The organism is Streptomyces sp. NPDC030814 (genome assembly GCF_055572155.1).
Window position 1 is genome coordinate 164,237 of sequence record NZ_JBVIDX010000007.1, and the last position, 25,127, is coordinate 189,363.

A 25,127-nucleotide genomic window follows, 5' to 3' on the forward strand; every position below is an offset into this window, starting at 1 on the left:
ACGGTCAGACCAGCCCGACGTCCTGGAGCATCGCCAGGGTCTCCTGGAGGGACTCCAGCTTGCCGAGGTCGATGTCGGGCGACTGGAGCGACTCGAACGGCGGCAGCCCCTCGACGGAGCTGGTGACACCCGCGGCCAGCGGATACTCCTTCGTCGTGTCGGCGAAGTACGTCTGCGCCTCCTTGGACAGCAGGTAGTCCACGGCCTTCTGCGCGGTCGCCTTCTGGTCCTCGCTGTCGGCGAGGATGCCGGCGCCGGCCACGTTGATGAGCGCGCCGGGGTCCTTGCCGGGCAGGAAGTGCAGCTTGGCGTCGACCCCGTCCTCGCCCTTCTCGGCGACCCGCTCGTACCAGTAGTAGTGGTTGACGAGGCCCAGGGAGACCTCGCCGGCCTCCACGGCGTCGAGGGTGGCGAGGTTGTTGGTGTAGGTCCTGGCCCCGTTGGCCTTGAGGTCCTCCAGCCACTCGCGGGCCGCGTCGTCGCCCTCCAGGACCCGCATCCCGGTGACGAACGCCTGGAAGGAGGCGTTGGTGGGCGCGAAGCCCACCTTGCCCTTCCACTCGGGCTTCACCACGTCGTGGACGCTGTCCGGAACCTCGTCCGCGCTCACCTTGTCGGGGTTGTACGCGATGACGCGGACGCGCCCCGACAGGCCCACCCAGTCGCCCTCGCCGCTGCGGTAGGCCTTGTCGACCTTGTCGAGGGTGGCCGGCGGCAGCTTCGCCAGCATGCCCTCACGGGAGAGCGCGCCGAGCGCCCCGGCGTCCTGGGAGAAGAACAGCCCGGCCTTGGTGCGGTCACCCTCCTCCAGGATCTGCGCCGCGAGTTCGGCGCTGTCGCCGTAGCGCACCTCGACCTCGGCGCCCACGGCCTTCTCCAGCTTGTCCAGGATCGGCTTGACCAGCTTCTCGTTGCGGCCGGAGTAGATGACGAGGGCCGCGTCGCTCCCCTCACCCGACCCGCTGCCGTCCTTGTCGTCGCCGGAGCCGCAGGCGGCGAGGGCGGGAAGCAGCAGACCGGCCGCGACGAGCGCGAAGATCCGGCCACCCAGAGGGCGTCGCATATCTGTGCCTTTCCTACGCGGCTCACCGATGGACCGCGGGTCGCGGCCTCGGCCGGCGAGGCGAAGTGACGCTTTTTAGCCAACTGTGAACATGCTATGAATAAGGTAAAGCTTGCCTAAGCGTCAAGGGGCGTGTGCTTCCCGCGGACGCTGTTCCGAAAGGCCGCGCCCCGTGATCCACTCCTCCGGCCCCGTCCGGGCTCCGTCCGTCGCCCTGCCCGCCCGCACCCCCGCGGCCGCCCCGGTCCTGCTCCCGGGGCCCCCGGTACGACCGCACGCGGTGCCCTTCGCCCGCGACCTCGCCGAGCACGGCGACCGGGTCGCCCTCCACACCGCAGAAGGTACGGTCACCTACCGCGCCCTCGCCGAACGCGTCGCCGCCACCGCCGAGCGACTCGGGCGGGTGCGGCGACTGGTCCTGGTGGCCGGGGCCAACCGCACGGAGGCGCTGGTCACCTATCTGGCCGCCCTCTCCGCCGGCCACCCCGTGCTGCTCGTCCCCGGCGACAGCGACGAGGCCGTCGCCTCCCTCACCGCCGCGTACGCGCCCGACGTGGTGGCCCGCACGGGCGCCGACGGCACCTGGACACTCGACGAGCACCACTCCGGCACCGCCCACACCCTCCACCCCGACCTCGCCCTTCTGCTGAGCACCTCGGGGTCCACGGGCTCACCCAAGCTCGTCCGGCTCTCACAGGAGAACGTGCAGGCCAACGCCGAGTCCATCGCCACCTACCTCGGCATCACCGACACCGACCGGGCGGCCACCACCCTCCCGATGCACTACTGCTACGGCCTGTCCGTGATCCACAGCCATCTGCTGCGCGGCGCCGGGCTGCTGCTCACCGAGCGGTCGGTCACGGACGACGCCTTCTGGGCGGAGTTCCGCGCCGCCCGTGCCACCTCGCTCGCCGGAGTGCCGTACACCTTCGACCTGCTCGACCGGATCGGCTTCGACCGGATGGAGCTGCCGCGACTGCGCCGGATCACCCAGGCCGGGGGCCGGCTCGCACCCGAGCGCGTCGCCCGCTACGCCGAGTTGGGGCGCCGCCGCGGCTGGGACCTGTTCGTGATGTACGGCCAGACCGAGGCCACGGCCCGGATGGCCTACCTCCCGCCCCACCTCGCGGCCACCCGGCCGGAGGCCGTCGGCATCCCGATCCCCGGCGGCTCCTTCCGCCTGCGTCCGCTCGACGGCCACGACACCGGCGTGGGCGAGCTGGTGTACTCGGGCCCCAACGTGATGCTCGGCTACGCCGAGGGCCCCGCCGACCTCGCCCTCGGCCGCACCCTCACCGAGCTCCCCACCGGCGATCTCGCCCGGCAGGCCCCCGACGGCCTGTACGAGATCGTGGGCCGCCGCAGCCGTTTCGCGAAGATCCTCGGACTGCGCATCGACCCGCAGCGCGTCGAGGCCGCGCTGGAGCGGCACGGCGTGCTGGCGTACTGCGCAGGCGACGGCGACGAGCTGGCGATCACCGCCACCGGAACCGGCGACGACGAGCCCCGCCTCCGCCGCCTGGCGGCGGCCTCCTGCGGCCTGCCGCCCCGAGCGGTCCGCCTGCGCGCCCTCCCCGCAGCGGACCTGCCCCGCCTGCCCACCGGCAAGCCCGACTACACCGCCGTCCGCCGCCTGACCCGCCCGACCACATCACCCTCCGCCCCGGCAGCGTCGCCGGCCTCGACGACACCGCCCTCCGCGCGGACACCGTCGACGGCCTCACCGACGGTGAAGTCCACGGCGGTCCCCTCACACCCCCTGATCGACGGACGCGCCCAACCATCGGCGGTCGGGTGGCGCGCGGCGGACGACCGCCCCGCGGCCGACGAGCACCCCTCAGCCCTCCGGCCCGCGGTCCACGACCGGCACTCCACGGCTCAGCTGCGCGCCCTCTACGCCGAGATCCTCGACCGCACCGACGTCACCGACGACAGCACCTTCGTCGGCCTCGGCGGTGACTCCCTCTGCTACGTCGAGATGTCCCTGCGTCTGGAGCAGGTACTCGGCACACTCCCGTCCGACTGGCACACCCGCCCCCTGAGCGACCTGGCCCCAGCGGCGTCCGCGGCCTCCGCCCGGACGGAGAGGCGACCGGCCGCCACCCGCGCCGGCCGACGCCGCACGCTGGAGACCGGCATCGCCCTGCGCGCGGTCGGCATCGTGCTGATCGTCGGCTCGCACATACAGCTCTTCACCCTCCAGGGCGCCGCCCACATCCTCATCGGCGTCGCGGGCCACAACTTCGCCCGCTTCCATCTCACCGACGCCGAACACCGGGTGCGCCTGCGGCACCTGTGGCGCAGCATCGCCAGGATCGCCCTGCCGAGTGCGGCGTGGATCACCGCGGCGGTCCTCGCGACCGGTCTCTACGACCCCGCGAACGCCCTCCTCCTCAACAGCCTCCTCGACCAGGGACCCGAACGCCACGAGTGGCACTACTGGTTCATCGAGGCACTGCTGTACTTCCTGGTCGCGCTCGCCCTGTTGCTGGCCTTCCCCGTGCTCGACCGTCTGGAGCGCCGTCACCCCTTCGGCGTCCCGCTCGCCCTGCTGGCCATCGGTCTGCTGGGACGCTACGACCTGGCCGGCCTGGCACCCGCCCGTTTCCACCTCGGCCCCACGGTGGTCTTCTGGCTCTTCGCCCTGGGCTGGGCGGCGGCCCGCGCCGGCACGGCCCGGCGGCGCCTGCTCCTGACCACGGTCCTGCTGCTGGCCACGCCCGGTCTCTTCCAGCCGGACCAACAGCTGCGCACAGCCGTGGTGATCGCCGGTCTGACCCTGCTGATCTGGGTCCCGACCCTGCCCAGCCTCGGTCCCGTGAACCGTGTCGCCGGACTCCTCGCGGGCAGTTCCCTCTACATCTACCTGACCCACTTCCAGGTCTACCCCCACCTCCAGCGCGACTTCCCCGCCCTCGCCCTCCTCGCCTCCCTCGCCGTGGGCGTCGCCTACGCGGCGGTGGCGAACCGGGTGACCCGCGCGGCGCGCCGGATGTCAGCCCTCGCGGGCCACGGCGCGGCGCCCGAGCAACGCGCTACCTGAGGACCGACGCCACCCCGCTCTGTCTGCGTCGCCGCATCGCCCCTCGGTGCCCCTTGCGCGTCGTCGCCTTCCCGTCCTGACGGCCCAGCTGGATCCAGATCCGCACCTCGGCCCCGCCCAGCACCGACGACCCGATGCGCACATCGCCGCCGGTCGCCTCCGCGAGGCGGCGCACGATGTCGAGGCCGAGGCCGGTCGAGCCGTCGTGACCGGAGCCGCGTCCGCGTGCGATGGCCGCCTCGGGGTCGGCTATGCCGGGGCCCGCGTCGGAGACGAGCACGATCACGGCGTCCTCGCCGTTGTGCACGTCGACGGCGAAGGCGGTGCCCTCCGCCGTGTGCCGGAAGACATTGCCGAGGAGGGCGTCGAGCGCGGCGGCGAGATCGGCCCGGGCGACGGGTATGCGGACCGGCCGCTCGACCCCGGCCACCCGCCACTTGCGGCCCTCGTCCTCGGCGAGCGCCGACCAGAACGCCATCCGCTCCCGGACCACCTCCGCCGCGTCGCACCCGGCCCCCGGCCCGGCCGCAGCGGTCTGCGGTTTGGCCTCCCGCGCCGTGCGGATGATGGTGTCGACCTCGCGCTCCAGCTGTTCCACCGCCGCCCGGGTCTGCTCGGCGGCAGGGCCGTCGCCGAGCGAGGCCGCGTTGAGCCGCAGCACGGTCAGCGGCGTCCGCAGCCGGTGCGACAGATCGGCCGCCAGCTCCCGCTCGTTCGCCAGGAGTTGGACGACCTGGTCGGCCATCGCGTTGAACGCCACCGCCGCCAGCCGCAGTTCCTTCGGCCCCTCCTCGGGCACCCGTGCGCCCAACTGCCCCTCCCCCAGGTCATGGGCGCTGTCCACCAGCCGCCGGGCGGGCCGGACCATCCGCACCCCGAGCCGGTCGGCCACCGCGACGGAGCCGACGACGAGGGCGACGCCCACCCCGGCGAGCACCCCCCAGGCGGTGGCCACGCCATTGCTCACCGCGGCCTCGGGGACGAAGACCTCGACGACCGCTATCTCGCCCGATCCGAGCGCCGTGGGCTGGAGCAGGGTGGAGCCGCCCGCCACCTCGGTGGTGGACGCCCGGCCCAGCTCGCGCACGGTGGCGATGTCCTTGTCGGCGGCCCGCTGCCGGCCGAGGTCGAGCGCGGCGGTCCGGTCGCCGCCCGCCGGGATGTGGACCGCGAGCCCGTCGTCCGAGCCCGCCGAGGCGACGACCCGCTCCAACTGCTCGCGGTCGTCGGTGATGGACAGGGCCGGGGCGATGGCCGCCGCCTCCCGCTCGGCGCCCGAGAAGGCGCGGTCGCGGGCCATCTCCTTGATGACCAGCCCGAGCGGCACCGCGAAGGCGATCACGACCATCGTGGTCACCGCCACGCACACCTTGACCAGCGCCCACCTCATGGCAGCACCGCCGGCCCCGGCGGCTCCAGCTTCACCCCGACGCCCCGCAGGGTGTGCAGATAGCGCGGCTGCGCCGCCGTCTCGCCCAACTTCCGCCGCAGCCACGACAGATGGACGTCTATGGTCTGGTCGTCCCCGTACGACTGCTGCCACACCTGGGCGAGCAGCTCCTTGCGGGGGACGACCACACCGGGCCGCCCGGCGAGGAACGCGAGGAGATCGAACTCACGGCGCGTCAGGTCGAGCCGCACCCCGTCCAGTTCGGCCTGGCGGCGCAGCGGGTCGATGGCGAGACCACCGACCCGGATGACGCTGGACGGGGGCGGCTCCCCGACGGGGCCGCGCGCGCGGCGCAGCACCGCGGCCATCCGGGCCGACAGGTGCTCGACCGAGAACGGCTTGGTCAGGTAGTCGTCCGCGCCCGCGTTGAGCAGTCGGACGATCTCCGTCTCGTCGTCCCGCGCGGTGGCGACGATCACCGGCACTTCGGTGATCCCGCGCAGCATCTTCAGCGCCTCGGAGCCGTCCAGATCGGGCAGTCCCAGATCGAGGATGACCAGGTCGAAACGGTGATGCGCGACCTCGCGCAGCGCCTCCAGGGCCGTACCGACGCTGCGCACGGTGTGTGCGGCGTCCGTCAGATGCCTGATCAGCGCCGAGCGTACGAACTGGTCGTCCTCGACCACGAGCACACTTGCCATGCGCCGCACCGTACGCCATCGGAGCGAGGCCGGTCGGGGCCTGTGGACAACTTGTCCACAGGCCCCGCGCACACCGCCGCCACAGGCCCTCCACGCGTCGGGCGGGCCCAGCGCCACACGACACGGGTGGGACTCGTGGTGCAGGATGGCCGCGATGCGCAGAGGACTCCTACACGTACTGGCCTGGCTGCTCGCCACAGGCGCGGCGGTCACGCTGTCGTGGTGGGGTGTCCACACGGTGATGGCCGGCACCGCCTACGACCCGCCCCGCGCCCTGCCCATCACGGCCGCCGGAGGGAAGGACCGGGCAGAGCCCCCGCAGGTCTCCGACACGGCCGGCGCGGCCCCCTCCCCCAGCGCCGACCGGCAGAAGGGGCAGGGCGGCCGGGACAGGAGCGGCACCGGAAAGGCCACGCCGAGCCCGACCCCGTCGAAGTCCGCACGTTCCGGCCCGAGTCCGGGCACCGGCTCGTCCGCCGGTTCCGGTCAGGTCAAGGCGTACGACACCGAGGGCGGGCGGGTGGTCCTGTCGCTGACGAAGACGTACGCGACCCTCGTCTCGGCGACACCCGGCTCGGGCTGGTCGATGCAGGTCTGGAAGACGGAGACCTGGATCCGGGTCGACTTCGCCGCCGGTTCGGACCGGGTGTCGGTGTTCTGCACCTGGCACGACAGCGCGCCCCGCGTGGACGTCCAGAACTTCTGACCGTTCCTAAAGTGAGCGGGAGCGAGTCCTGTTGCCAGAACTCATGCTCAGCCGGACGCCCCGAACGGTGTTGGGTGTCCTGGTCGCCCGCTTTCGCTCCGCGTCCGGCGCGCACGGATCGTGTCCGTGGTCCGGGAACACGGGGGCGGGGTCCCTCACTCCCCGGGACACCCGGTCTGGCCTGCACGGTCCGATGCCCCGCACGATCACTCCGGTCGTGTGGGGGCGGTGCCGTCCGTCGCCGGACCAACCCCCGGCTGCCGCGCCCTGACCGCGAGTCAGCGGAACACCGACGGCGGCGGGGCGGGCGAGGCGACGGCCGCCGCGTCACTCACGGGCACCGCCCCGCCGGTGAAGTCGGTGAGCGCCCTGCCGTGCTCGACGCGGCCGGGGTGCGGGTCGGAGGCGGCGCGGCGGGTGAGTTCGGCGAGGGGCAGCGGCCGCCCGGAGGCCACGAGCACCGCGTTGCCGAATCGTTTGCCCCGAAGCACGGCCGGGTCGGCGACCAGAGCGAGTTCGGGGAAGACGGCGGCGACGGTGGCGATCTGGCCGCGCAGATGGGCGAGCGGAGGACCGTCGGCGACATTGGCTGCGTAGCACCCGTCGGGCTTCACCACCCGCCGCACGTCCGCGAGGAACTCCGTCGACGTCAGATGCGCCGGGGTGCGTGCCCCGCTGAACACATCCGCGATGACCAGATCCGCCCAGCCGTCCGGCACCTTGGCCAGGCCCTCACGCGCGTCCGTCGACCGCACCCGAACCCGCGCGTTCGGATCCAACGGCAGCTCACGCCGTACGAGTTGCACGAGTGCCGCGTCGCGTTCGACGATCTGCTGGGTGGACCGGGGCCGGGTGGCGGCGACATACCGGGCGAGCGTGAAGCCGCCCCCGCCGAGATGCACGGCGTGCACGGGCCGCCCGGCCGGGGCGACGAGATCGATGACGTGCCCGAGCCGCCGCTGGTACTCGAACGACAGATACGCGGGGTCGTCGAGGTCGACGTGCGACTGCGGGGCCCCGTCCACGAGCAGCGTCCAGCCCCGCGGCCGGTCGGGATCCGGCACCAACTCGGCGAGCCCCCCGTCGACCGCTTCCACGACGACGTCGGCTCCCCGTCCCCGCCCCTTCTTGGACCTGCCCATACGGCCATTATCGACGGTGAGGAGCGGGGTGCGCTGCGACGGACCGCGGGCCCCGAGGAAGGGCCGCGGGGACGGCATGCCCGACCACCGCGAACCGTCGGCCGCCACGGCACGGACACTCCGGGAGGACGGAGGCCCGCCGCCTCTCAGCGGCAGTTGTCCGCGGCCTCGATGAGCCGCGCCGCCTCGCCCAGCGCCGCCCGAAGGACCGCCGGATCCGTCGCCAGGTCCGCCTCCCCCGGCGGCAGCAACCAGTCCGCGCCGTCCGCGGGAGCCAGTACCGCCCCCTGCCCGTCGCTCTGCGTGCACGTACTGCCCGGCACGTCCCACGCGTCGGCCGTACCGGGCGGGACGACGAACCCGAGGGTGTCGCAGGAGTCGTCGTGCAGGACGGGCCCCACCGTCATGACCGGCCCCACGACGTCGAGGGCACCGCGCCGGAGGATGTCGACAGCCTCCAGGCCCTGCCGCGCCGGGACGGTCACGACGTCGCACTCGGAGGCCGGCTGCGCTTCCGGGACGGCCTGCTCGGGAGCCGGCCGGCGCCCCGCGACGGGCACGTCGCACATCGGCGTACGGGGTTCGACGTTCTTCATCCGGGCCTCCAACACGTACAACCCCCTCCTCCGGCAGACGGCGTCGGGAGTTCGGGCGCTCCCGGTCCACGCTGCCCAACGCGCGGACCCGTCAAGGGCTACGGCGAAACCGGACCACAAAGGATGGCAGTTCATGGCAGATCAAGGATGAGATATCCGGTTTGTAGCCAAACCTCGCGTCGCGGCGTCGGCAGGGCGGGTACGTTCTTGCCCCGCCGGACACAGAGGAACCAATCGTCCAGGACGCGGACAACTCGGCGTGGACAAAGCCTCTGGTTCCGGCACGGTTCGACGGTTCGCGAGAGAGGGCCCGACCATGGCGTCGTCATCGGTGACCTCATCCCAGTCCCCCCGGCCACAGCGGCCGAACCTCGCCTTTCGGCGGCTGCGCGGGCAGCGCTCGCCGGGTGAGTTCGCCGCGGCGGTACGGCGGGCGGCGCATGAGATCGGTGAGCGTGTGAGCTGTGACGCGCGCTACGTCGGACGGGTCGAGTCAGGAGAGATCCGCTGCCCCAACTACGCCTACGAACGGGTGTTCCTGCATATGTTCCCGGGCCGGACCCTGACCGACCTGGGGTTCATGCCCCGCGCGGAGGTACGCGGTCGGGGGGCGCGCCCCACCGAGGAGGCGCCCTCTCCTCACACCAAGAGCCGCTCGCGCTCCTCGCTCGGTGCGAGGGGTGAGACGGAAGAGGCGTACGAGCCGTATGACACGCAAGAGACGTACGACATGCAGGACCCGCGGGGCGACACGGGCCATGTGCGCGGTCGGCGGGACACGCACCACACGTACCAGGACCACGAGGAGAGCGACGTGCAACGTCGCGCATTCATGACCGGGGGTACCGCCGCGATGGCGGCCGCCTCCTTCGGCCCCTTCGCCCTCGGCGGCACGGCCTCGGCCGCGGGCCGTCCCGCGCACCGCGCGGGTTCGTCGGAGGCGGGGGCCCTCGAAGCGGCCGTACGCAAGATCCGGCTGCTCGACGACCGCCATGGGGCCGACGGGCTGTACCGCAGGGCCTCGGCGCCGCTGCGGGCCGCGTACGCGCTGCTCGACGCGGGCACCACACGGCAGGCCAGCGCCGACCGGCTGTACGCGGGGGCCGGTGAACTCGCCATCTCCGTGGGCTGGCTGGCCCATGACTCGGGGCGCTTCGACGACGCCCGCTCGCACTACGCGGAGGCGCTCGCCACGGCCCGGATGTCCGGCGACCCGGCCCTGGAGGCCCACGCGTTCTGCAACACGGCGTTCCTCGCGCGGGACGCGGGCCGGCCCCGGGAGGCGGTACGGGCGGCACAGGCCGCGCAGCGGGTGGCGCGGCCCCTCGGTTCACCGCGGCTGATGTCCCTGCTGGCGCTGCGGGAGGCGGGCGGCTGGGCGGGGATCGCCGACCGCACCGGGTGCGAGCAGGCGCTGGCCCGGGCGCACGCCCTGTTCGGGCGGGGGGCGTCCGACGCCGACCCGGAGTGGATGACCTTCTACGGGGAGGCCGAGCTGGAGGCACTGGAGGCGCAGTGCTGGTCCACGCTCGGCGACTGGACCCGGGCGGCCCGGCACGCCCGGCGGGCCGCGCAGCTCCAGAACCCGCACTTCACCCGCAACATCGCGCTCTACACCGCCGAGCTGGCCGACGACCTCGCGCGCGGGGGGCGGCCCGACGAGGCCGCGGCGGCCGGGATGCGGGTCCTCGACCTGCTGGACGAGGTCCAGTCCTCCCGGGTCCAGCAGATGCTCGCGGGGACGGCCCGGGTGCTGCTGCCGCACCGCCGGGCCGCGGGCGTGTCGGCGTTCCTGGAGCGGCACGCGGGGGTCGCGCGCACCGCCTGAGCGCGGTCCCGGTCGTGGGCGCCCGCCCACCGCGCGCCCCGCCGATCAGCCCGCCAGGTGCCCCGTGTCGTTCCACGACTCGATCGCCGGGTCTCCGTAGGCCCAGCCGAGGACCGACAGGGAGGTCGGGTTGAGGCGGACGCGGGCGGCGAAGTCGATGTCCTGGCCGAGCCAGCGGGCGGCTATCGACCGCAGGATGTGGCCGTGAGCGAAGACCAGCACATCGCGCTCCTCGCTCCGCGCCCACTCCACCACCTCGTCCGCGCGCGCGGTGAGCTGCTGGAGGGTCTCCCCCTCCGGGACGCCGTCGCGCCACATGAGCCAGCCGGGCCGTCCGGAGTGGATGTCGGCGGGGGTGAGCCCTTCGTACGCCCCGTAGTCGACCTCCATCAGCGTGTCCCACTCGGTGGCGCGTTCGCCGAACCCGGCCAGTTCACAGGTCTCCCGCGCGCGGGAGAGGGGGCTCGTGCGGACCTCGGCACCGGGGAGCCCGTCCAGGGGCGCCCGGTGGAGGCGCTCGCCGAGCAGCTTGGCACCGCGTCGGCCCTCTTCGAGGAGGGGAACGTCCGTCCTGCCGGTGTGCTTCCCGAGCCGGGACCATTCCGTCTGTCCGTGCCGGGCCAGCAGGATGCGCGGTGCCATGGGTGACCTTCCAGGTGTCTTCCGGGAGAAGGGAGAATTACGGAGGCGGATGCGTCCATCATCGCTCACACTGCCGGGGGGCAACCCGAGGGGCGATCTCAGCGTCTTGGACAACGTCCTGCACACGGGACGACGTCCCGCGCACGACGCACAGATGAACACAGTGGACGCAGATGGGGGAGGGCGATCGGATGCCGCAGACCGAGGCGGCCGAAGCACCGGTCACCGAGAGGGCCGACGCACCGGTTACCGAGGCAGTGCCAGGCACGCACACGCGGCTCCGCTGGTGGACCGAGCTGCCGCTGATCCTGCTGGTGTACGGGGCGTACTCGGGCGGCCGGCTGCTCGCCCGGGGCGACACGTCGAGCGCCGTCGAGCACGGTCTGGCGATCCTGCGCTTCGAGAAGGCGCTGAGCCTCAACGCCGAGCATCCGCTGAACCGCCTGTTCACGCGGGAGCCCTGGATAGGGATACCCGCCGACTTCTGGTACGCGTCCCTGCACTACCTGGTCACGCCCGTGCTCCTGGTGTGGCTCTTCCGGTCCCACGCCGTGCGCTACCGCGCGGCCCGCACCTGGCTGATGACGTCCACGTTCATCGGCCTGATCGGCTTCACCCTGCTCCCGACCTGCCCGCCCCGGCTGCTCGACCCGGTGCACGGCTTCGTCGACACGATGGCCCACTACAGCTCCTGGGGCTGGTGGGGCGGCGAGGCCAGCGCGCCCCGGGGTCTGGGCGGCATGACGAACCAGTACGCGGCGATGCCGAGCCTGCACGTCGGCTGGGCGCTGTGGTGCGGGGTGGTCCTGTGGCGCTTCGGCGGCGGCTCGCGCCTGGTCAGGGTCGCGGCCGTCGGGTACCCCGTGATCACCACCGTCGTGGTGATGGGCACCGCGAACCACTACTTCCTCGACGCGGCGGCGGGCGCCGCCGTGATGGGTGTGGGTCTGCTGCTGACGCCGCTGGTGCTGCGGACCGCGGACCGGTGCCGGGCCGCGCTCGGGCCGGCGGCGTTGTCCGGCGGCCAGGTCGACCCGGGCCGCGGGGGCCAGAGCGAGGGCGTGGGCGGGCCGCGCCAGGAGGAGCGGACGAACGAGGCCGTCACCTCCGTCACGGTCGCCTCTCACGGCGCCGTGTCCCCGATTGTCAGTCCCGGATGCCAGACTTCGCCGGGTGAGCGAATTCCACGGCAGCGGATCACCGAACCCGGGCCGGGTGCCGCCCCCTCGGAAGCAGGGGACGGCGCTCCGGCAGCAGCTCGCTGAGCTGCGCGGACCCGAGGTCCCACCGAAGGCGCTGGACGCGCGCGCCCTCGCCGCGCTCGCGGCCAACCCGGGCTGCGAGCGCCGCGCGCTGCTCGACGGCGCCGGGGTGAACAAGGCGGTGCTGGCCGACGCGCTCGGCTCGCCCTCCGCCTTCGGCCAGTCCCAGTTCGCCTTCATGCGGGGCAACGCCTTCGAGGCACGGGTGAAGGCGGACGGCGGCGCGGAGCTGCTGAGACTCGTGCACGAGCAGCTGGACCCGGGCGCCGAGCCACCGGCCGGCGCGTCCGTCCCCGACCTCGCCGCCGTCGGCCCCGAGGGCCGCGCCGCCCGTACGGCGCTGGCCCTCAAGGAGGCCACCGACGCGGGCGGCTGGGCGCTGCTCGACCACCCTCTGCTCGCGCTGGACGTCGCGGGCTCCCCCGCCTTTCTGGAACCGGACGCGGTGGTGGTGCACCCGGACGGCAGTTGGACGGTCGTCGAGATCAAGTCCTTCCCGATGCTGGACGGTTCGGCGGACCCGGCGAAGGTGGGCGCCGCCGCCCGCCAGTCCGCCGTCTACGTCCTGGCGTTGGAGGAGGTGGCGGCCCGGCTCGACCCCGCGCCCCCCGTCCACCACCGGGTGCTGCTGGTGTGCCCCAAGGACTTCACCAACCTCCCGACGGCCGCCGCGGTGGACATCCGCAAGCAACGCGCGGTCACCCGGCGCCAGTTGACCCGGCTCACCCGGATCGAGGACATCGCCCGGTCCCTCCCCGAGGGCACCTGCTTCGCCCCCGGCCTCCCCCGGGACGAGCTGACGGCCGCCGTCGAGTCCCTCTCCGCCACCTATGCCCCCGAGTGCCTCGCCGCCTGCGAGCTGGCCTTCCACTGCCGGGCCCGCTCCCGCGCGGAGGGCGCGGTGACGTCCCTGGGGCGCGCCGCGAGGGCCGAGTTGGGCGGGCTCACCACGGTCGAGGACGTCCTGGCGGCGGCCCACGGCACGGCGGGTGACCCCGACGACCCGACGGTGGCGGCGCTGCGCCGGGCGGCGGAGCTGCGGGCGGAGGCCCTGGCGGCGGCCGGCGTGACCGGCCCGGTCACCGAGGGGACCGCATGTCGCTGATCGCCACCCTCGCCCGGCTCGAAGCCATCAGCACGGGCCGCGCCCAGCCCGCCGCCACCGTCCTGCACCGGCATCTGTCCGCACACCCGCTGGTGTTCGTGCCGCTCACCACCGCCGGTGAGGCCGGGGCCCCGCTCGGGGCGCTCGTCGGCACCGACCGGGACGCGCCCCGGCTGCTGGTCGTCCCCCAGCCCCGCGACCGCGACCTGCGGTTCGCGTTCCTCGCCGAGCTGGCGGACATCGTGCTGCCGTACGTGGACGCGTACGCCGACGCCGTGGAGGCGGCGGAGCGCAGCGAGACCGACCCGGAGACCGGCAGGCGCGTCAAGGTCGAGGTCGAGCTGTGCGCGGACGCCCCGCAGCTGATCGTGCCGAGCCGCACCGGCATCGACTTCGTCCGGCTCCTCGGGCGCTCCATGCGGTTCCGGCGGACGGCAGAGCAGGACCCGGAGGCGCCCTTTCCGGCCCCGCCGCGGGTGCCGTTGCTCGGGCGATGGCTCACCCACTTCGGGGAGCGCGCCCGGGTGCCCGGCTCCTCGCTGCTGCTCGCCCTGACCGATCTGCTGTCGCGGCACTGGGCGACCGGGCAGTCCGGCGTCGAGGACCAGCACCTCGCCTCGCTGCTCGCCTGGATCGACCCGCCCGAGGGCGAGTCGGGCGAGGCGGCGGCGCGGCGGGCCGAGCTGGCGCGGGACGCCGAGGGCCAGTTGCTGTGCCCGCCCGCCGGTCCCGCGACGGACCCGGCGTTCGACAACAGGCTGCTGGCCCCGGCCATCGAGCGGTACGACCGGGCGCGGCTCGCGCTGGCCGCCGCCGAGGACGGGCTGGAGGCAGACGCTCGGCTGGGCGCGCTGACCGCCGCCGAGCGCGAGATCCGTGCCCTCGTCGAGAGCCGCACCCGGCCCACCTGGGACGCCGTCTGGCACGGCCTCGACCTGCTGCGCGCCCTGCCGGAGGGCGTCCACGCGGCCGACCGGTGGACCCGCGACCGCTGGTCCTTCACCGGCCACCGGGACCGGATCGCCGCCGGGGAGCCCCCGCAGCCCCGTGTCGACGACGCGGTCACCGCCGCGAACAAACTGGCCGCGCGCGAGCGGGAACAGGCCCGGCTCGACGCCCAGGAGGCCCTCGACGACCCGCTGGTCATGGCCGGGCGGCGGCTGTCCGGGGAGGCGTTCGCCGGTGAGGTCACGGATGTCGTGATGGCGTACAGCGAGGGCAGGCGGCCGAGCCCCCGGCCGCTGGTCACCGTACGGACGCAGGACCGGCCGCATCTCGGGGAGCGTGTGAAGGTGCACCGCTCGCTGGGCGGGAGGCCGCAGACCGCCGAGTTCGTGGCGGCCGAGGAGGACGCGGAGGGCGGCGGGGTGCTCCTCGTGCTGCGGATCATGGACAAGATGGGGCGGGGCAAGGAGCCCGAGGTCGGGTCGGTCCCGGAGAAGGGCGACCGGGTCTGCTTCACCCTCTTCGAACACGACCAGCGGGGCGGCGCGAAGCTGCCCGAGCCCGAGGACACCCCGTGGACGCATGGCGGGCCGCCGGGCGAGCCCGACGCGGTACCCCTGCCGGACCCGGTGACCGAGGAGGACGTCCTGTGACCCGCGCCGAGGCAGTGCTCGACCCGGGGGCGGCGGCCGGCCGGGCCACCGAGGCGATCCTGCGCGACACCCTGCACGGCACGCACCGCGGGGTCGTGGTGGACTCGCCGCCCGGAGCCGGCAAGTCCACGCTCGTCGTCCGCGCCGCGCTGGAGCTCGCCTCTGCCGGACGCCCGCTGATGATCATCGCGCAGACGAACGCGCAGGTGGACGACCTGGTCGTCCGGCTCGCGGAGAAGGACCCCGAGCTGCCGGTGGGCCGGCTGCACAGCAGTGACTCCGACCCGTACGACAAGGCGCTCGACGCCCTGCCGAACGTGAAGAAGTCGACGAAGGCGGCCGAGCTGGCGGGCCTCGACGTCGTGATCTCCACGGCCGCCAAGTGGGCCCATGTCAAGGGTGTCGAACCGTGGCGGCACGCGATCGTCGACGAGGCGTACCAGATGCGGTCGGACGCGCTGCTGGCCGTCGCGGGGCTGTTCGAGCGGGCGCTGTTCGTGGGCGATCCCGGGCAGCTGGACCCGTTCTCGATCGTGGGCAGCGAGCAGTGGGCGGGGCTGTCGTACGACCCGTCGGCCTCGGCGGTGACGACCCTGCTCGCGCACAACCCCGAGCTGCCCCAGCACCGGCTGCCGGTGTCGTGGCGGCTCCCGGCGTCGGCCGCGCCGCTCGTCTCCGACGCGTTCTACCCGTTCACGCCGTTCCGCAGCGGTACGGGGCACGGGGACCGGCGGCTCGCCTTCGCGGTGCCGTCCGACGGCTCCGGCCCGGACCGGGTCATCGACGAGGCCGCCGAGTCGGGTTGGGGGCTGCTGGAGCTGCCGGCCCGGCACACGCCCAGGACCGACCCCGAGGCGGTACGGGCGGTCGCCCAGGTCGTACGGCGGCTGCTGGACCGGGGCGGGGCGGCGACGTCCGAGCGGGCCGAGGAGCCGGTACCGCTGACCGCCGACCGGATCGCCGTGGGCACGGCCCACCGGGACCAGGCCGCCGCGGTGCGCTCCGCGCTGGCCGAGCTGGGGGTGTCCGACGTGGTGGTCGACACCGCGAACCGGCTCCAGGGCCGGGAGTACGACATGACCGTCGTCCTGCATCCGCTCTCCGGTCGCCCCGACGCGACCGCCTTCCACCTGGAGACCGGCCGCCTGTGCGTCCTCGCCTCCCGCCACCGGCACGCCTGCATCGTGGTCTGCCGGGCGGGCGTGACCGGCCTCCTGGACGACCACCCGTCCACCGAGCCGGTGCAGCTCGGGGTGACCGTCAAGTTCCCGGACGGCTGGGAGGCGAACCACGCGGTGCTGGCGGAGCTGGGGGAGCACCGGGTGGTGTGGCGTCCCTGACCGCCGCGCCCCCGCGCGCGTGCGGTCCGGTTCCAGGGCGGGGCGCGGCGGGGTCAGGCAGGGCAGGGGCGCGTGCTGGGGCTTGGCTCATTCCTATGCCTACTTGCGCGCTCACGTGACAATGGACGGTGGCCCTCCTGGGGACACTCCCGGGGACAGGCCCAGTGCACCGTCGTACGAGGAGGAGAAGACATGGCGGAGCCCACGCCGCGTCGGCACGAACCGCGGCTACGCCCCGCGCCCCTGCTCTTCGAGCCGGCGGAGGCGGCCGGAGACCCCGAGCACTTCTTCGATCTCGAGTCGATCGACGATCCGCGGGCGTTGCTGTCACGGGCGACGGAGCTGGCGCAGGCGTTCCGGGCGGCCGCCGACCGGGCCGTGGAGTTCCAGGCGATCGCGGCGGCCCAGTTGGCCGATCCCCGGCGGTTCGACAGCCTGACCGCTACGGACATCGGGGACAGGGCGGAGTGGACCGAGGACTACGCGAAGAAGATGATCGACTTCGGCCGGGATCTGCTGCGGGGTCGGGACGCGAGCGGGCCGGACACCCTCTGAGCCACTGAACCCCGCCGGCCCGGCATGTCGCGAAACCCCTCCTGGCATATGCCGGGTGGGCAAGATACCCCACTTGCCTCGCTCGCGTACCACATTTCCGCAACCCTGGGGAATCGCATGGTGACAGGCGGTAGATCTGGGGCATGAGCGCTGGAGCTGATGCGGGCAGGTATCCACAGGACCGGGGCGACGTCACGGGGGTGACGGCGGAGGGAGCCGAGTGGCTGGCCTCGGCAGGAACGTATCCGCGGCGCTCCCCGACGGTGGGGCGGGAGGAGCGGCCGACCGCGCCGCTGGTGCTGTCGTGCGGGACGGTGTTCGACGTGGTCAGCGCGCCGGCGGTCTTCGGGCGGCGGATGCTCGACCGGTTGTGGGCCGAGGGACCGGGATCCGGTCCGGTGGCAGCACACCACGGACGCATGCTGCTCTTCGCCTCCCCCGGCACCGCCCACCGGCTGCCCACCCTCCTGGAGTGGGAGGAATGGGGTTCCCCCGGCCGCACGGACGCCGTCCCGCCGCTCCTGTGCCACGGCACCGGCGACACGGTCACCGTCCCGGCCCTCCCCGCCCCGAACCCCCACCGCGACCGAAGCGGCAAAGGCGCCGCCGAGGGCGGCAACGGCGGCCGCGCCCGCCCCGGCGGCGGCCCTGATCGCGAGGGCGGCACCCTGCCCGCCACCCGGGCCGGGTCCCGTTGGGTCGTCGCCCCCGACACGCGGCTGCCGTGGCTTCCGGGGCCCGAGGTTCTGCTCTGGGCGGCCGTGCGGGCGGCGCGGGCGAGCACCTCCGGCGCCGTGCGGATATCGATTTTTCCTCCCGCCGACCAGGGTGCTAAGGTCTACGACGTCAGCAGGCGCCGCTAGCTCAGTTGGTTAGAGCAGCTGACTCTTAATCAGCGGGTCCGGGGTTCGAGTCCCTGGCGGCGCACGACACGAAGAAGCCCCTCGCGCAAGCGAGGGGCTTCTTCGTTGCCGCCCGCCCCCTTCCCCCGCCCCACTACGTCCCCGTCGTCGTGATCTTCACCGTCCACGCCCCGGACGGCGTGCGATCCTCCACCTCGACGCGGACGCCCTCCCCGGGCACCGTGAAACTCTCGCCCGGCCGCATCGGCGCGTCCGCGAGGGGCGGGTAGACCGACCCGTCCCAGCAGCCCTCGGTGAGCGGGTGGGCGTCGAGGACCTCGATGGGGCCGCTGCCGGACTCGGCGCCGCTGCGGACCCGGTAGACGAGCACGCCCTCCGCGCAGACCGAGGAGTCGTTGCCGACGGCTCCCCGCACTTCGACGCCGAGGGCGCTGTCGGGGCCCGTACGGACGACCGCCAGCTTCTGACCGCGGCCGGCACCGAACCCGCCCGGCGCACCGGCCGACGCGGCACCCCCAAAGGCCCCGCCGCCTCCGGATGCCGCGCCGCCGTCAGCCGAGGCGAGCCACCGGCCATCGCCGGGGGCGTCCACCTCCCACCCCGCGTCCCCGGCCTGCACCGTGCCCTCCGGTGCGCGCGACGGCCCCGCTCCCACCGCCTCCAGCGTCAGACGGGTGACGCCGGCACCCCGCACGCACGCCACCTGGTGCCGTTCGAGCCACCCCAGCTTCCACTTGTGCCAGGCGAAGAAGTCCGGGGCGAGAGCGAACTGGCTGCCCATGAGGTCCCAGTCGCCGACGTGCGTGTCCCAGTCGCCCTTGCCGTCATCGGGACGGTGGTAGAGGTCGGGCAGGTCGAAGACATGGCCGGTCTCATGGGCGAGGACGAGGCGGTCCGGCGGATGCTTCTCGAACACGGTGACGACGCGACGCAGACCCTCCCCGTCGACCTCCAGCGGTGCCTCCAGGTTCACCACCTTCGTCGCGTCCGAGTCGACTCCGGGCGCGTTCGGGTCGGCGATGAAGTACACGATGTCGTAGCGGGAGAAGTCGATGTGCGGGTCGGCGGTCGCGAGGGCGTCCTCCAGATAGGCGGCCCGGTGCGGCGCATTCCAGTCACGCCGTATGGCGTAGGACGTGGAGGACCGCGGCATCTCCAGCCACTCACGACGCGGATGTGGGCGGAGTACGAACTTTCCGTAGGACGCACGTTCGAAGAACTGACTGGTGACCGGGAAGTGATCGGCGGTCAGCTGGGCCGGAGTGGTGACGGGGACGGAGTCCGGAAAGGAGAGGAACACCAGTACGGCGTCGAGGTCGCGAGTGGGGCGCGGATAGGCGGAGTTCCAGCTGTCGAGGCCCTCCGAGTGATGCGCCTGGGTCCGCCGCAGGGCGCAGGCCTCCGACAGGGGGACGGCGACTGAGGGGGCCGCGATCAGGGAGGTCGCGGCCAGGGCGGTCAGCGAGGTCAGCATGGCCGCCGCACTGCGCAGCGTGGGCACGTGGCCGTCGAGGAGCCCCTGCCGGAGAGGCCCCTTGCGGGGGTGCGGACACTGCACGGGGACCTCCGAACGCGAGTCTTGGGACACCGCGTCCAGATTTTCCGAATTGTTAACGCTTTGCCCTGTTTCTCTGCACCAGAAGAGTGAAGAACGGTCGCACAGTCCCCCGGTCCGACACCACGCGTACTCACGGAACGTCACAACTGGTCGACGATTCGGGGCAGCCGTTCAGCTCGGGGCAGAAACGATCTGTCAGATCAGGTCGTTGTTCAGGGAGACTGGAGAGTGGCTAGAAGGCCCTGAGGGCAGCCTCTATGATCGGCACACTTTCCTGCACGGACACGGCCAGAGCGCCCTTCGCACTTAGTTCGGCCGCTCCGACGACACACATGAGATCCGTACGAAAAACGAGTGCACTGCGGGAGCGAACGGTGAGCGGAACGTCCCAAGGGCCGGCGCCCGCGGCAGACCTCGTCCGGTCAGCGACTACAGAGCGTCATGCCGAAGCGTCAGATGCGTCAGCCGCGTCGGGCACGGCGGACGCGTCGTCCAGGGCGGTCGAGAGCACTCCTTCCGCCTTCTCCGCGGCGCCGCTGGCCATGGCCGTCGTCGACCGGGAGGGGCGGGTCGTCACCGCCAACGCGGCGATGGAGACGCTGCTGCGGAGCGGGGCCGGGTCCCTGACGGGGCGCGCCGCTGCCGAGTTGGTCGACCTGGCCGCGGACACCCGCACCTGGCACGCGTATCGCGAGGTGCTGCGCGGGCGGCAGGCACGGCTGCGCTGTACCCGTCGGCTCAAACGGCCCGACGGGACCTCGCTCTGGGTCCAGGTGTCGGTGGCGCCACTGCCCGAGGAGGAGGGCGCGGTCCTGCTCTCGGTGACCGACATCAGCGCAAACCGTCAACTTCAAGCCAGGTTGCAGCACTTGCAGCTGCACGATCCGGTGACCCGGCTGCCCAACCGCACCCTCTTCTTCGAACGACTGGCCGCCGCCCTGGAGCGGGACGCCTACGAGGAGTCCCGCACCGGCCGGATCGGCCTGGTCTATCTGGACCTCGACGGGTTCAAGGCGGTCAACGACACCCTCGGCCATCGTGTCGGCGACCGGCTGCTCGCGGCCGTCGCCGAGCGGCTCACCCGGTGCGCCGAGGCGGCGGCTTACAGCCGGCCGGCGGGCACGGCGGCCGCGACCCCGCTGGTGGCCCGGCTCGGCGGCGACGAGTTCGCGCTGCTGGTCGAGGACTCCACCGGCACGGAGCAACTCGCCGATCTGGCCGAGTCCGTGCTCAGGACCCTTCAGGCACCCTTCGACCTGGCCGGGCAGCGGCTGTCCGTGTCGGCGTCGATCGGGGTCGTCGAACGGCAGTCGGCGAGCACCACCGCGACGGGGCTGATGCAGGCCGCCGACACCACGTTGTACTGGGCGAAAGCCGACGGCAAGTCCCGCTGGACGCTGTTCGATCCGGAGCGCAACGCCCACCGGATGACCCGTCAGGCGCTGTCGTCCACGCTGCGGGCGGCCGTCGGGCGGGGCGAGTTCGTCCTGGAGTACCAGCCGCTGGTGGGGATGGCGCAGGGCGAGGTGCGCGGGGTCGAGGCGCTGGTGCGCTGGCATCACCCGCAGTTCGGCCTGTTGACGCCGAATCGGTTCATCTCACTGGCGGAGGAGGACGGTTCGATCGTCCAGCTCGGCCGTTGGGTCCTCGCCACCGCCTGCCGGCAGGCCCGCCGCTGGCAGCTCGACCACCCCGGCCGAGCGCCGATCTTCGTCAGCGTCAACGTCGCCGTGCGCCAGGTCTGGGACTCCGACCTCGTCGCCGATGTCGCCGAAATCCTCTCGGAGACGGGTCTCGCCCCGCATCTGCTCCAGCTCGAACTCACCGAGTCCGCGCTGATGGGCTCCGCCGGCCGCCCGTTGCAGGCTCTCAAGGCCCTCAGCGACATGGGGGTCCGCATCGCCATCGACGACTTCGGCACGGGCTACTCCAACCTCGCGTACCTGAGCCGACTGCCGGTGTCGGTGCTGAAGCTGGACGGGGCGTTCGTCCGGGGCTTCCAGTACGAGACGCCGCAGGAGGGCGGGGCCGGGGACGACGGGGTGCCCAACCCCGCCGACGAGATCATCGTCGAGGCCCTCGTCCAGCTCGCCCACCGGCTCGGGCTGACCGTCACCGCGGAGGGCGTGGAGACCGACGCCCAGGCCTCCCGGCTGCGCAGGCTCGGCTGCGACACCGGGCAGGGGTGGCTCTACTCGCGCGCGGTGTCGCCCGAACGGATCGGCGAGCTGCTGGGCGCCGCGGCCTGCCCTCAGGCCTGAGGGGTTACTTCGCCGCGGGGGACGCGCGGCAGGTCGTAGGCGTCCGCGATCAGTTCGTAGGAGCGCAGGCGCAGGTCGGGGCTGTGGGCGTGGGTGGTGAGCATCAGTTCGTCCGCGCCGGTGCGCTTGTGGAGGTCGTCGAGGCGGGTGCGGACCTCGTCGACGGTGCCGTGCACGACGTCGGCGTTCCAGGAGTCGATGAAGTCCTGTTCGACCGCGCTGAACCGATACGCCTCCGCCTCCTCGGGAGTCGGGACGAGGCCGGGCCGGCCGGTGCGCAGGCGGACCATGTTCAGGGCGGCTGCCCTGACCTGGCGGCGGGCCTCCTTCTCCTCGTCGGCGGCGAGGGCCGAGACACCGATCAGCGCGTACGGGGTGTCGAGGACGGCGGAGGGGCGGAACGTCGCCCGGTACAGGTCGAGGGCCGGGATCGTGTTCCGCGCGGAGAAGTGGTGCGCGAAGGCGAAGGGCAGGCCGAGTTCGCCGGCCAGACGGGCGCTGAAGCCGGAGGAGCCGAGCAGCCAGACCGGGGGGCGGTGCGGGGACTGCACGCCGCCGGGTGAGGTGCCCTGGATCGGGCCCGGGACCGCGTGGACACGGCGGTAGGGGTGGCCGTCGGGGAAGTCGTCGTCCAGGAAGCGGGTCAGCTCCGCGAGTTGCTCGGGGAAGTCGTCGGCGCCCGCGTGGAGGAGGTCCGAGCGGCGGAGGGCGGCCGCGGTGGCGCCGTCCGTGCCGGGGGCGCGGCCGAGGCCGAGGTCGACGCGGCCGGGGGCCATGGCCTCCAGGGTGCCGAACTGCTCCGCGATGACCAGGGGGGCGTGGTTGGGGAGCATCACGCCGCCGGAGCCGAGGCGGATGCGGGTGGTGTGGGCCGCGAGGTGGGCGAGGATCACGGCCGGGGAGGAGGAGGCCACACCGGGCATGGAGTGGTGTTCCGCGACCCAGTAGCGGTGGTAGCCGCGGTCCTCCGCCTGGCGGGCGAGGGTGACGCTCGTGCGGAGGGCGTCGGTGGCGGTGCGGCCGACGCCGACCGTGACCAGGTCGAGGACGGAGAGCGGGACCGGGGCGGTGCCCTGTGTCTTGCCTCGGATCTCGTCTGCGGTCACGGGGGGCCTCCTGCTGGTACGGCTGTTCTCGGGCTGGGCCCAGGGTTAACAGGAGGGTGTCTCCGGTTATTCCGCGCGGGTCCGGGGAGCGGGTGCGGTCGAACTCGGGGGTGCGGCTCTCATCGGCGGGTGCGGGTGATTCGTGGTTTCTCGCGCAGTTCCCCGCGCCCCTGAAGGGACGAGCCTGCGGCCCGCCCTTCATCCCACCCACCCGCACCCGTCATACGAACCCGCACCCCCGAGCTCCAAGGCGCCCCCCTCAGGGCCCGGGTACGTACCCCCGCCGCTTGTCCACCACGTGGGGGAACCGCTTGCCCGTCTCCCACAGGCCGTACAACTCCACGAACTGCGCGGCCAGCGCATCGCGCCAACCGACCGTGTCGCCACTCATGTGGGGCGAGACGATCAGGCCGGGGACGTCCCACAGCGGGTCGTCCGGGCCCAGCGGTTCACGCTCGAAGACGTCCAGGGCCGCGCCCGCGATCCATCGTCTGCGCAGGGCGTCGACGAGGGCGTCCTCGACCACGAGCTGTCCGCGGCCCACGTTGACGAAGCGCGCGGAGGGCTGCATGACGCCGAAGCGGCGGGCGTCGAACATGCCGCGGGTCTCCTCGGTCAGCGGCGCCGCCGCGATCACCCAGTCGGCACGGGCGAGCAGCCGGTCGAGGTCCTCGGGGCCGTGGACGCCGGCCCGCGCCACCCGGCCGACGAGGGCGCTGTGCACGCCGATCGCCTTCAGCGACCGTACGATCGCCCGCCCGATGGGGCCCGACCCGACCACACAGGCGCGGCTTCCCGCGACGCGCAGCGTCTCGCGGTGCCGCCACTCCCGGCGCCCCTGGAGCTCCCAGCTGCGCGGCAGGTCCTTCGCCATGCTCAGGACGAGCGCGGCGACGTACTCGGCGATGGGCTCGTCGAAGATGCCTCGGGCGTTCGTCACCACCGTGTCGGAGACGGCGAGTTCGGGGCACAGGAGGTGGTCGACGCCGGCGCTCGCCGTGTGCACCCAGCGGGGGCGGGGGCCCTCGCCCGGCCAGGCGTCCCGTACCGCGTGGGAGGTGAAGTCCCACACGAGCAGCACATCGGCGTGCGGCAGCCGCTCGGGCAGCGTCGACGCGTCGGTGTACTCGACGGTCACCCGTCCGGTGAGACGCCCGAGCCGCGGGCGCGGCTCGGCGTCGAGGACGAGGAGCGTCGGTCTGCGCGTTGCGGTCATATCGGTGGGAAACCGTCCGTCGTGCGGCCGGAGCCGAGCCCGAACCGCGGAGGGAAGCGGTTCGACGGCCCCATGGGGTGCGTGTGACACGCACTGATTGACCACGCTCGCACCCGAACCCATGGCCGTCAACACGGACTTGCGTACGTTCTGTCGAGCGTCCGTCTCATTGCGTGACGGGGGTGGGTGGCCGGAGACCTGCACCCGAGCATCCCCTCACCCGGCGCGGAACCGCGCAGCCCCGTTCTCTCGGCCAACCAGGTGAGGATGGGGGCGGCACCGCGTCACCTGGGTACCCGGGCGGTGGGTCCGTACCAGGCTCTGCTCGACGAGTCGGCCAGGCAGTCGTCCGGTGCGGGACCCGTACCGCCACCGCCGGTACTGCCGGAAGAACAGGAAGGTTGGGCATGACCGCTCTTGGATTCCTCCACCCGGGCCACTCCGCCGAGGACGACTATCCACGCATAGAGCAACTCCTGGGCAGCGACATCCGGGTCGACCTCGCGCACACCGACGTCGGCGAGGACGCGCACGGGGTGGACGCCCTGCGTGAGATGGGCGCGCCCGAGCGGCTGGCCGCGGGCTGCGAGGCCCTCCGGCTGTCCGGCGCGGAGGCGGTCGTCTGGGCGAGTACCAGCGGCAGCTTCGTCCACGGCTTCGAAGGCGCCCATGAACAGATCCGCGCCCTGGCCCGCAGCGCGGGCCTGCCCGCCTCCTCCACGTCGTTCGCGTTCCTCCACGCGGCGCGGGAGGTGCGCGCGGCCCGGGTCGCCGTCGCCGCGACCTATCCGGACGACGTGGCCCGGCTCTTCGTGGAGTTCCTGACGGCGGGCGGGCTGGAGGTGGTCTCCGTACGCGGGGCCGGTGTCGTCACGGCGGCGGAGGTGGGGACCTGGACCGTCGACGACATCCTCGCCCTCGCCCGGGACGCCGATCACCCCGACGCCGAGGCGCTCCTCCTGCCCGACACGGCCCTGCACACCGCCTCCCACATCCCCGCTCTGGAGAAGGAGCTGGGCAAGCCGGTGCTCACCGCCAACCAGGTCAGCGTCTGGGAGGCCCTGCGCCTGGCCGACCGAAGGGTGAACGCCCCAGAACTGGGCGCCCTGTTCACCAGGGAACCGATCGTGCAGGCGTGACCCGACGGAACAA

At 73.3% G+C, this 25,127-nt stretch carries 20 protein-coding genes, 1 tRNA gene and 2 pseudogenes; 13 read left to right on the forward strand and 10 right to left on the reverse strand.

The features are described 5' to 3' along the window. Positions 1–4: 4 nt before the first annotated feature. A complete protein-coding gene (locus tag ACZ43N_RS17420; protein WP_468098357.1) occupies positions 5–1,063 on the reverse strand; it encodes an iron ABC transporter substrate-binding protein in 1,059 nt (352 codons plus the stop codon). Positions 1,064–1,310: 247 nt separating this feature from the next. Between ACZ43N_RS17420 and ACZ43N_RS17425 the strand changes: the two genes are divergently transcribed. After that, positions 1,311–4,106: a non-ribosomal peptide synthetase gene (locus ACZ43N_RS17425; protein ID WP_468098624.1), complete on the forward strand. Its 2,796-nt coding sequence runs from the start codon at positions 1,311–1,313 to the stop codon at positions 4,104–4,106. On the opposite strand, the gene ACZ43N_RS17430 is transcribed toward ACZ43N_RS17425, so the two are convergent. Together ACZ43N_RS17430 and ACZ43N_RS17435 are read right to left on the reverse strand one after the other, a co-directional pair. Then, on the reverse strand, positions 4,099–5,496 hold the full coding sequence (locus tag ACZ43N_RS17430; RefSeq protein ID WP_468098358.1) for a sensor histidine kinase: 1,398 nt from the start codon (positions 5,494–5,496) through the stop codon (positions 4,099–4,101). The two genes, ACZ43N_RS17425 and ACZ43N_RS17430, sit on opposite strands and share 8 nt — an antisense overlap. Continuing rightward, positions 5,493–6,197 carry a response regulator transcription factor gene (locus tag ACZ43N_RS17435; protein ID WP_468098359.1) on the reverse strand — a complete coding sequence of 235 codons (705 nt, stop codon included), beginning with the start codon at positions 6,195–6,197 and terminating at the stop codon, positions 5,493–5,495. The genes ACZ43N_RS17430 and ACZ43N_RS17435 overlap by 4 nt, the downstream gene beginning before the upstream one ends. 145 nt (positions 6,198–6,342) lie before the next feature. On the opposite strand from ACZ43N_RS17435, the gene ACZ43N_RS17440 reads away from it, so the two are divergent. Then, positions 6,343–6,903, forward strand: a complete 561-nt coding sequence (locus tag ACZ43N_RS17440; RefSeq protein WP_468098361.1) for a hypothetical protein — start codon at positions 6,343–6,345, stop codon at positions 6,901–6,903. Between the two features lie 7 nt (positions 6,904–6,910). Here the strand turns inward: ACZ43N_RS17440 and ACZ43N_RS17445 are convergent. The 3 genes and pseudogenes from ACZ43N_RS17445 to ACZ43N_RS17455 all read right to left on the reverse strand — a co-directional run. Next, positions 6,911–7,150: pseudogene (locus ACZ43N_RS17445) on the reverse strand (IS200/IS605 family accessory protein TnpB-related protein); the annotation flags it as partial. 31 nt (positions 7,151–7,181) lie between these two features. After that, a complete protein-coding gene (locus tag ACZ43N_RS17450) occupies positions 7,182–8,045 on the reverse strand; it encodes a spermidine synthase (RefSeq protein WP_468098363.1) in 864 nt (287 codons plus the stop codon). A 146-nt stretch (positions 8,046–8,191) separates the two neighbouring features. Further along, positions 8,192–8,614 (reverse strand): hypothetical protein, encoded by a 423-nt coding sequence (locus tag ACZ43N_RS17455; RefSeq protein WP_468098626.1) that lies wholly within the window; start codon positions 8,612–8,614, stop codon positions 8,192–8,194. Positions 8,615–8,957: 343 nt separating this feature from the next. Between ACZ43N_RS17455 and ACZ43N_RS17460 the strand changes: the two genes are divergently transcribed. Beyond that, a complete protein-coding gene (locus tag ACZ43N_RS17460) occupies positions 8,958–10,469 on the forward strand; it encodes a hypothetical protein (RefSeq protein ID WP_468098364.1) in 1,512 nt (503 codons plus the stop codon). Between the two features lie 45 nt (positions 10,470–10,514). On the opposite strand, the gene ACZ43N_RS17465 is transcribed toward ACZ43N_RS17460, so the two are convergent. Further along, the gene (locus ACZ43N_RS17465) at positions 10,515–11,111 is read right to left on the reverse strand and encodes a histidine phosphatase family protein (RefSeq protein WP_468098365.1); all 597 of its coding nucleotides are present in this window, start codon (positions 11,109–11,111) and stop codon (positions 10,515–10,517) included. Between the two features lie 191 nt (positions 11,112–11,302). Here ACZ43N_RS17465 and ACZ43N_RS17470 point away from each other — a divergent pair, with 191 nt between their 5' ends. The 7 genes from ACZ43N_RS17470 to ACZ43N_RS17500 all read left to right on the forward strand — a co-directional run bounded on the left by ACZ43N_RS17470 (position 11,303) and on the right by ACZ43N_RS17500 (position 17,898). After that, the gene (locus tag ACZ43N_RS17470; RefSeq protein ID WP_468098367.1) at positions 11,303–12,376 is read left to right on the forward strand and encodes a phosphatase PAP2 family protein; all 1,074 of its coding nucleotides are present in this window, start codon (positions 11,303–11,305) and stop codon (positions 12,374–12,376) included. Continuing rightward, positions 12,327–13,478 carry a hypothetical protein gene (locus tag ACZ43N_RS17475; protein WP_468098627.1) on the forward strand — a complete coding sequence of 384 codons (1,152 nt, stop codon included), beginning with the start codon at positions 12,327–12,329 and terminating at the stop codon, positions 13,476–13,478. Before ACZ43N_RS17470 ends, ACZ43N_RS17475 begins: the two co-directional genes overlap by 50 nt. Then, entirely contained in the window at positions 13,469–15,076 is a 1,608-nt protein-coding gene (locus tag ACZ43N_RS17480; protein WP_468098368.1) for a hypothetical protein, read from the forward strand. The genes ACZ43N_RS17475 and ACZ43N_RS17480 overlap by 10 nt, the downstream gene beginning before the upstream one ends. After that, entirely contained in the window at positions 15,073–16,416 is a 1,344-nt protein-coding gene (locus tag ACZ43N_RS17485; protein WP_468098369.1) for an AAA domain-containing protein, read from the forward strand. Before ACZ43N_RS17480 ends, ACZ43N_RS17485 begins: the two co-directional genes overlap by 4 nt. A 192-nt stretch (positions 16,417–16,608) precedes the next feature. Further along, positions 16,609–16,971, forward strand: coding sequence for a hypothetical protein (locus ACZ43N_RS17490; protein ID WP_468098370.1), 363 nt, complete (start codon positions 16,609–16,611; stop codon positions 16,969–16,971). 143 nt (positions 16,972–17,114) lie between these two features. Beyond that, positions 17,115–17,834 (forward strand): hypothetical protein, encoded by a 720-nt coding sequence (locus tag ACZ43N_RS17495; RefSeq protein ID WP_468098371.1) that lies wholly within the window; start codon positions 17,115–17,117, stop codon positions 17,832–17,834. Next, a tRNA-Lys gene (locus ACZ43N_RS17500) sits at positions 17,825–17,898 on the forward strand. Before ACZ43N_RS17495 ends, ACZ43N_RS17500 begins: the two co-directional genes overlap by 10 nt. 69 nt (positions 17,899–17,967) lie before the next feature. On the opposite strand, the gene ACZ43N_RS17505 is transcribed toward ACZ43N_RS17500, so the two are convergent. Further along, positions 17,968–19,422 carry a M6 family metalloprotease domain-containing protein gene (locus ACZ43N_RS17505; RefSeq protein ID WP_468098372.1) on the reverse strand — a complete coding sequence of 485 codons (1,455 nt, stop codon included), beginning with the start codon at positions 19,420–19,422 and terminating at the stop codon, positions 17,968–17,970. A gap of 344 nt (positions 19,423–19,766) precedes the next feature. Here ACZ43N_RS17505 and ACZ43N_RS17510 point away from each other — a divergent pair, with 344 nt between their 5' ends. Then, positions 19,767–21,653 carry a putative bifunctional diguanylate cyclase/phosphodiesterase gene (locus ACZ43N_RS17510; protein WP_468098373.1) on the forward strand — a complete coding sequence of 629 codons (1,887 nt, stop codon included), beginning with the start codon at positions 19,767–19,769 and terminating at the stop codon, positions 21,651–21,653. Here the strand turns inward: ACZ43N_RS17510 and ACZ43N_RS17515 are convergent. Then, the gene (locus ACZ43N_RS17515) at positions 21,644–22,759 is read right to left on the reverse strand and encodes an LLM class flavin-dependent oxidoreductase (RefSeq protein WP_468098374.1); all 1,116 of its coding nucleotides are present in this window, start codon (positions 22,757–22,759) and stop codon (positions 21,644–21,646) included. The two genes, ACZ43N_RS17510 and ACZ43N_RS17515, sit on opposite strands and share 10 nt — an antisense overlap. 259 nt (positions 22,760–23,018) lie before the next feature. Next, positions 23,019–23,975, reverse strand: coding sequence for a D-2-hydroxyacid dehydrogenase (locus ACZ43N_RS17520; RefSeq protein WP_468098375.1), 957 nt, complete (start codon positions 23,973–23,975; stop codon positions 23,019–23,021). A 210-nt stretch (positions 23,976–24,185) separates the two neighbouring features. Between ACZ43N_RS17520 and ACZ43N_RS17525 the strand changes: the two are divergent. Further along, positions 24,186–24,386: pseudogene (locus ACZ43N_RS17525) on the forward strand (maleate cis-trans isomerase family protein); the annotation flags it as partial. Beyond that, positions 24,383–25,114 carry a maleate cis-trans isomerase family protein gene (locus ACZ43N_RS17530; protein WP_468098376.1) on the forward strand — a complete coding sequence of 244 codons (732 nt, stop codon included), beginning with the start codon at positions 24,383–24,385 and terminating at the stop codon, positions 25,112–25,114. The pseudogene ACZ43N_RS17525 and the gene ACZ43N_RS17530, both read left to right, overlap by 4 nt. The last annotated feature ends 13 nt before the right edge of the window (positions 25,115–25,127 follow it).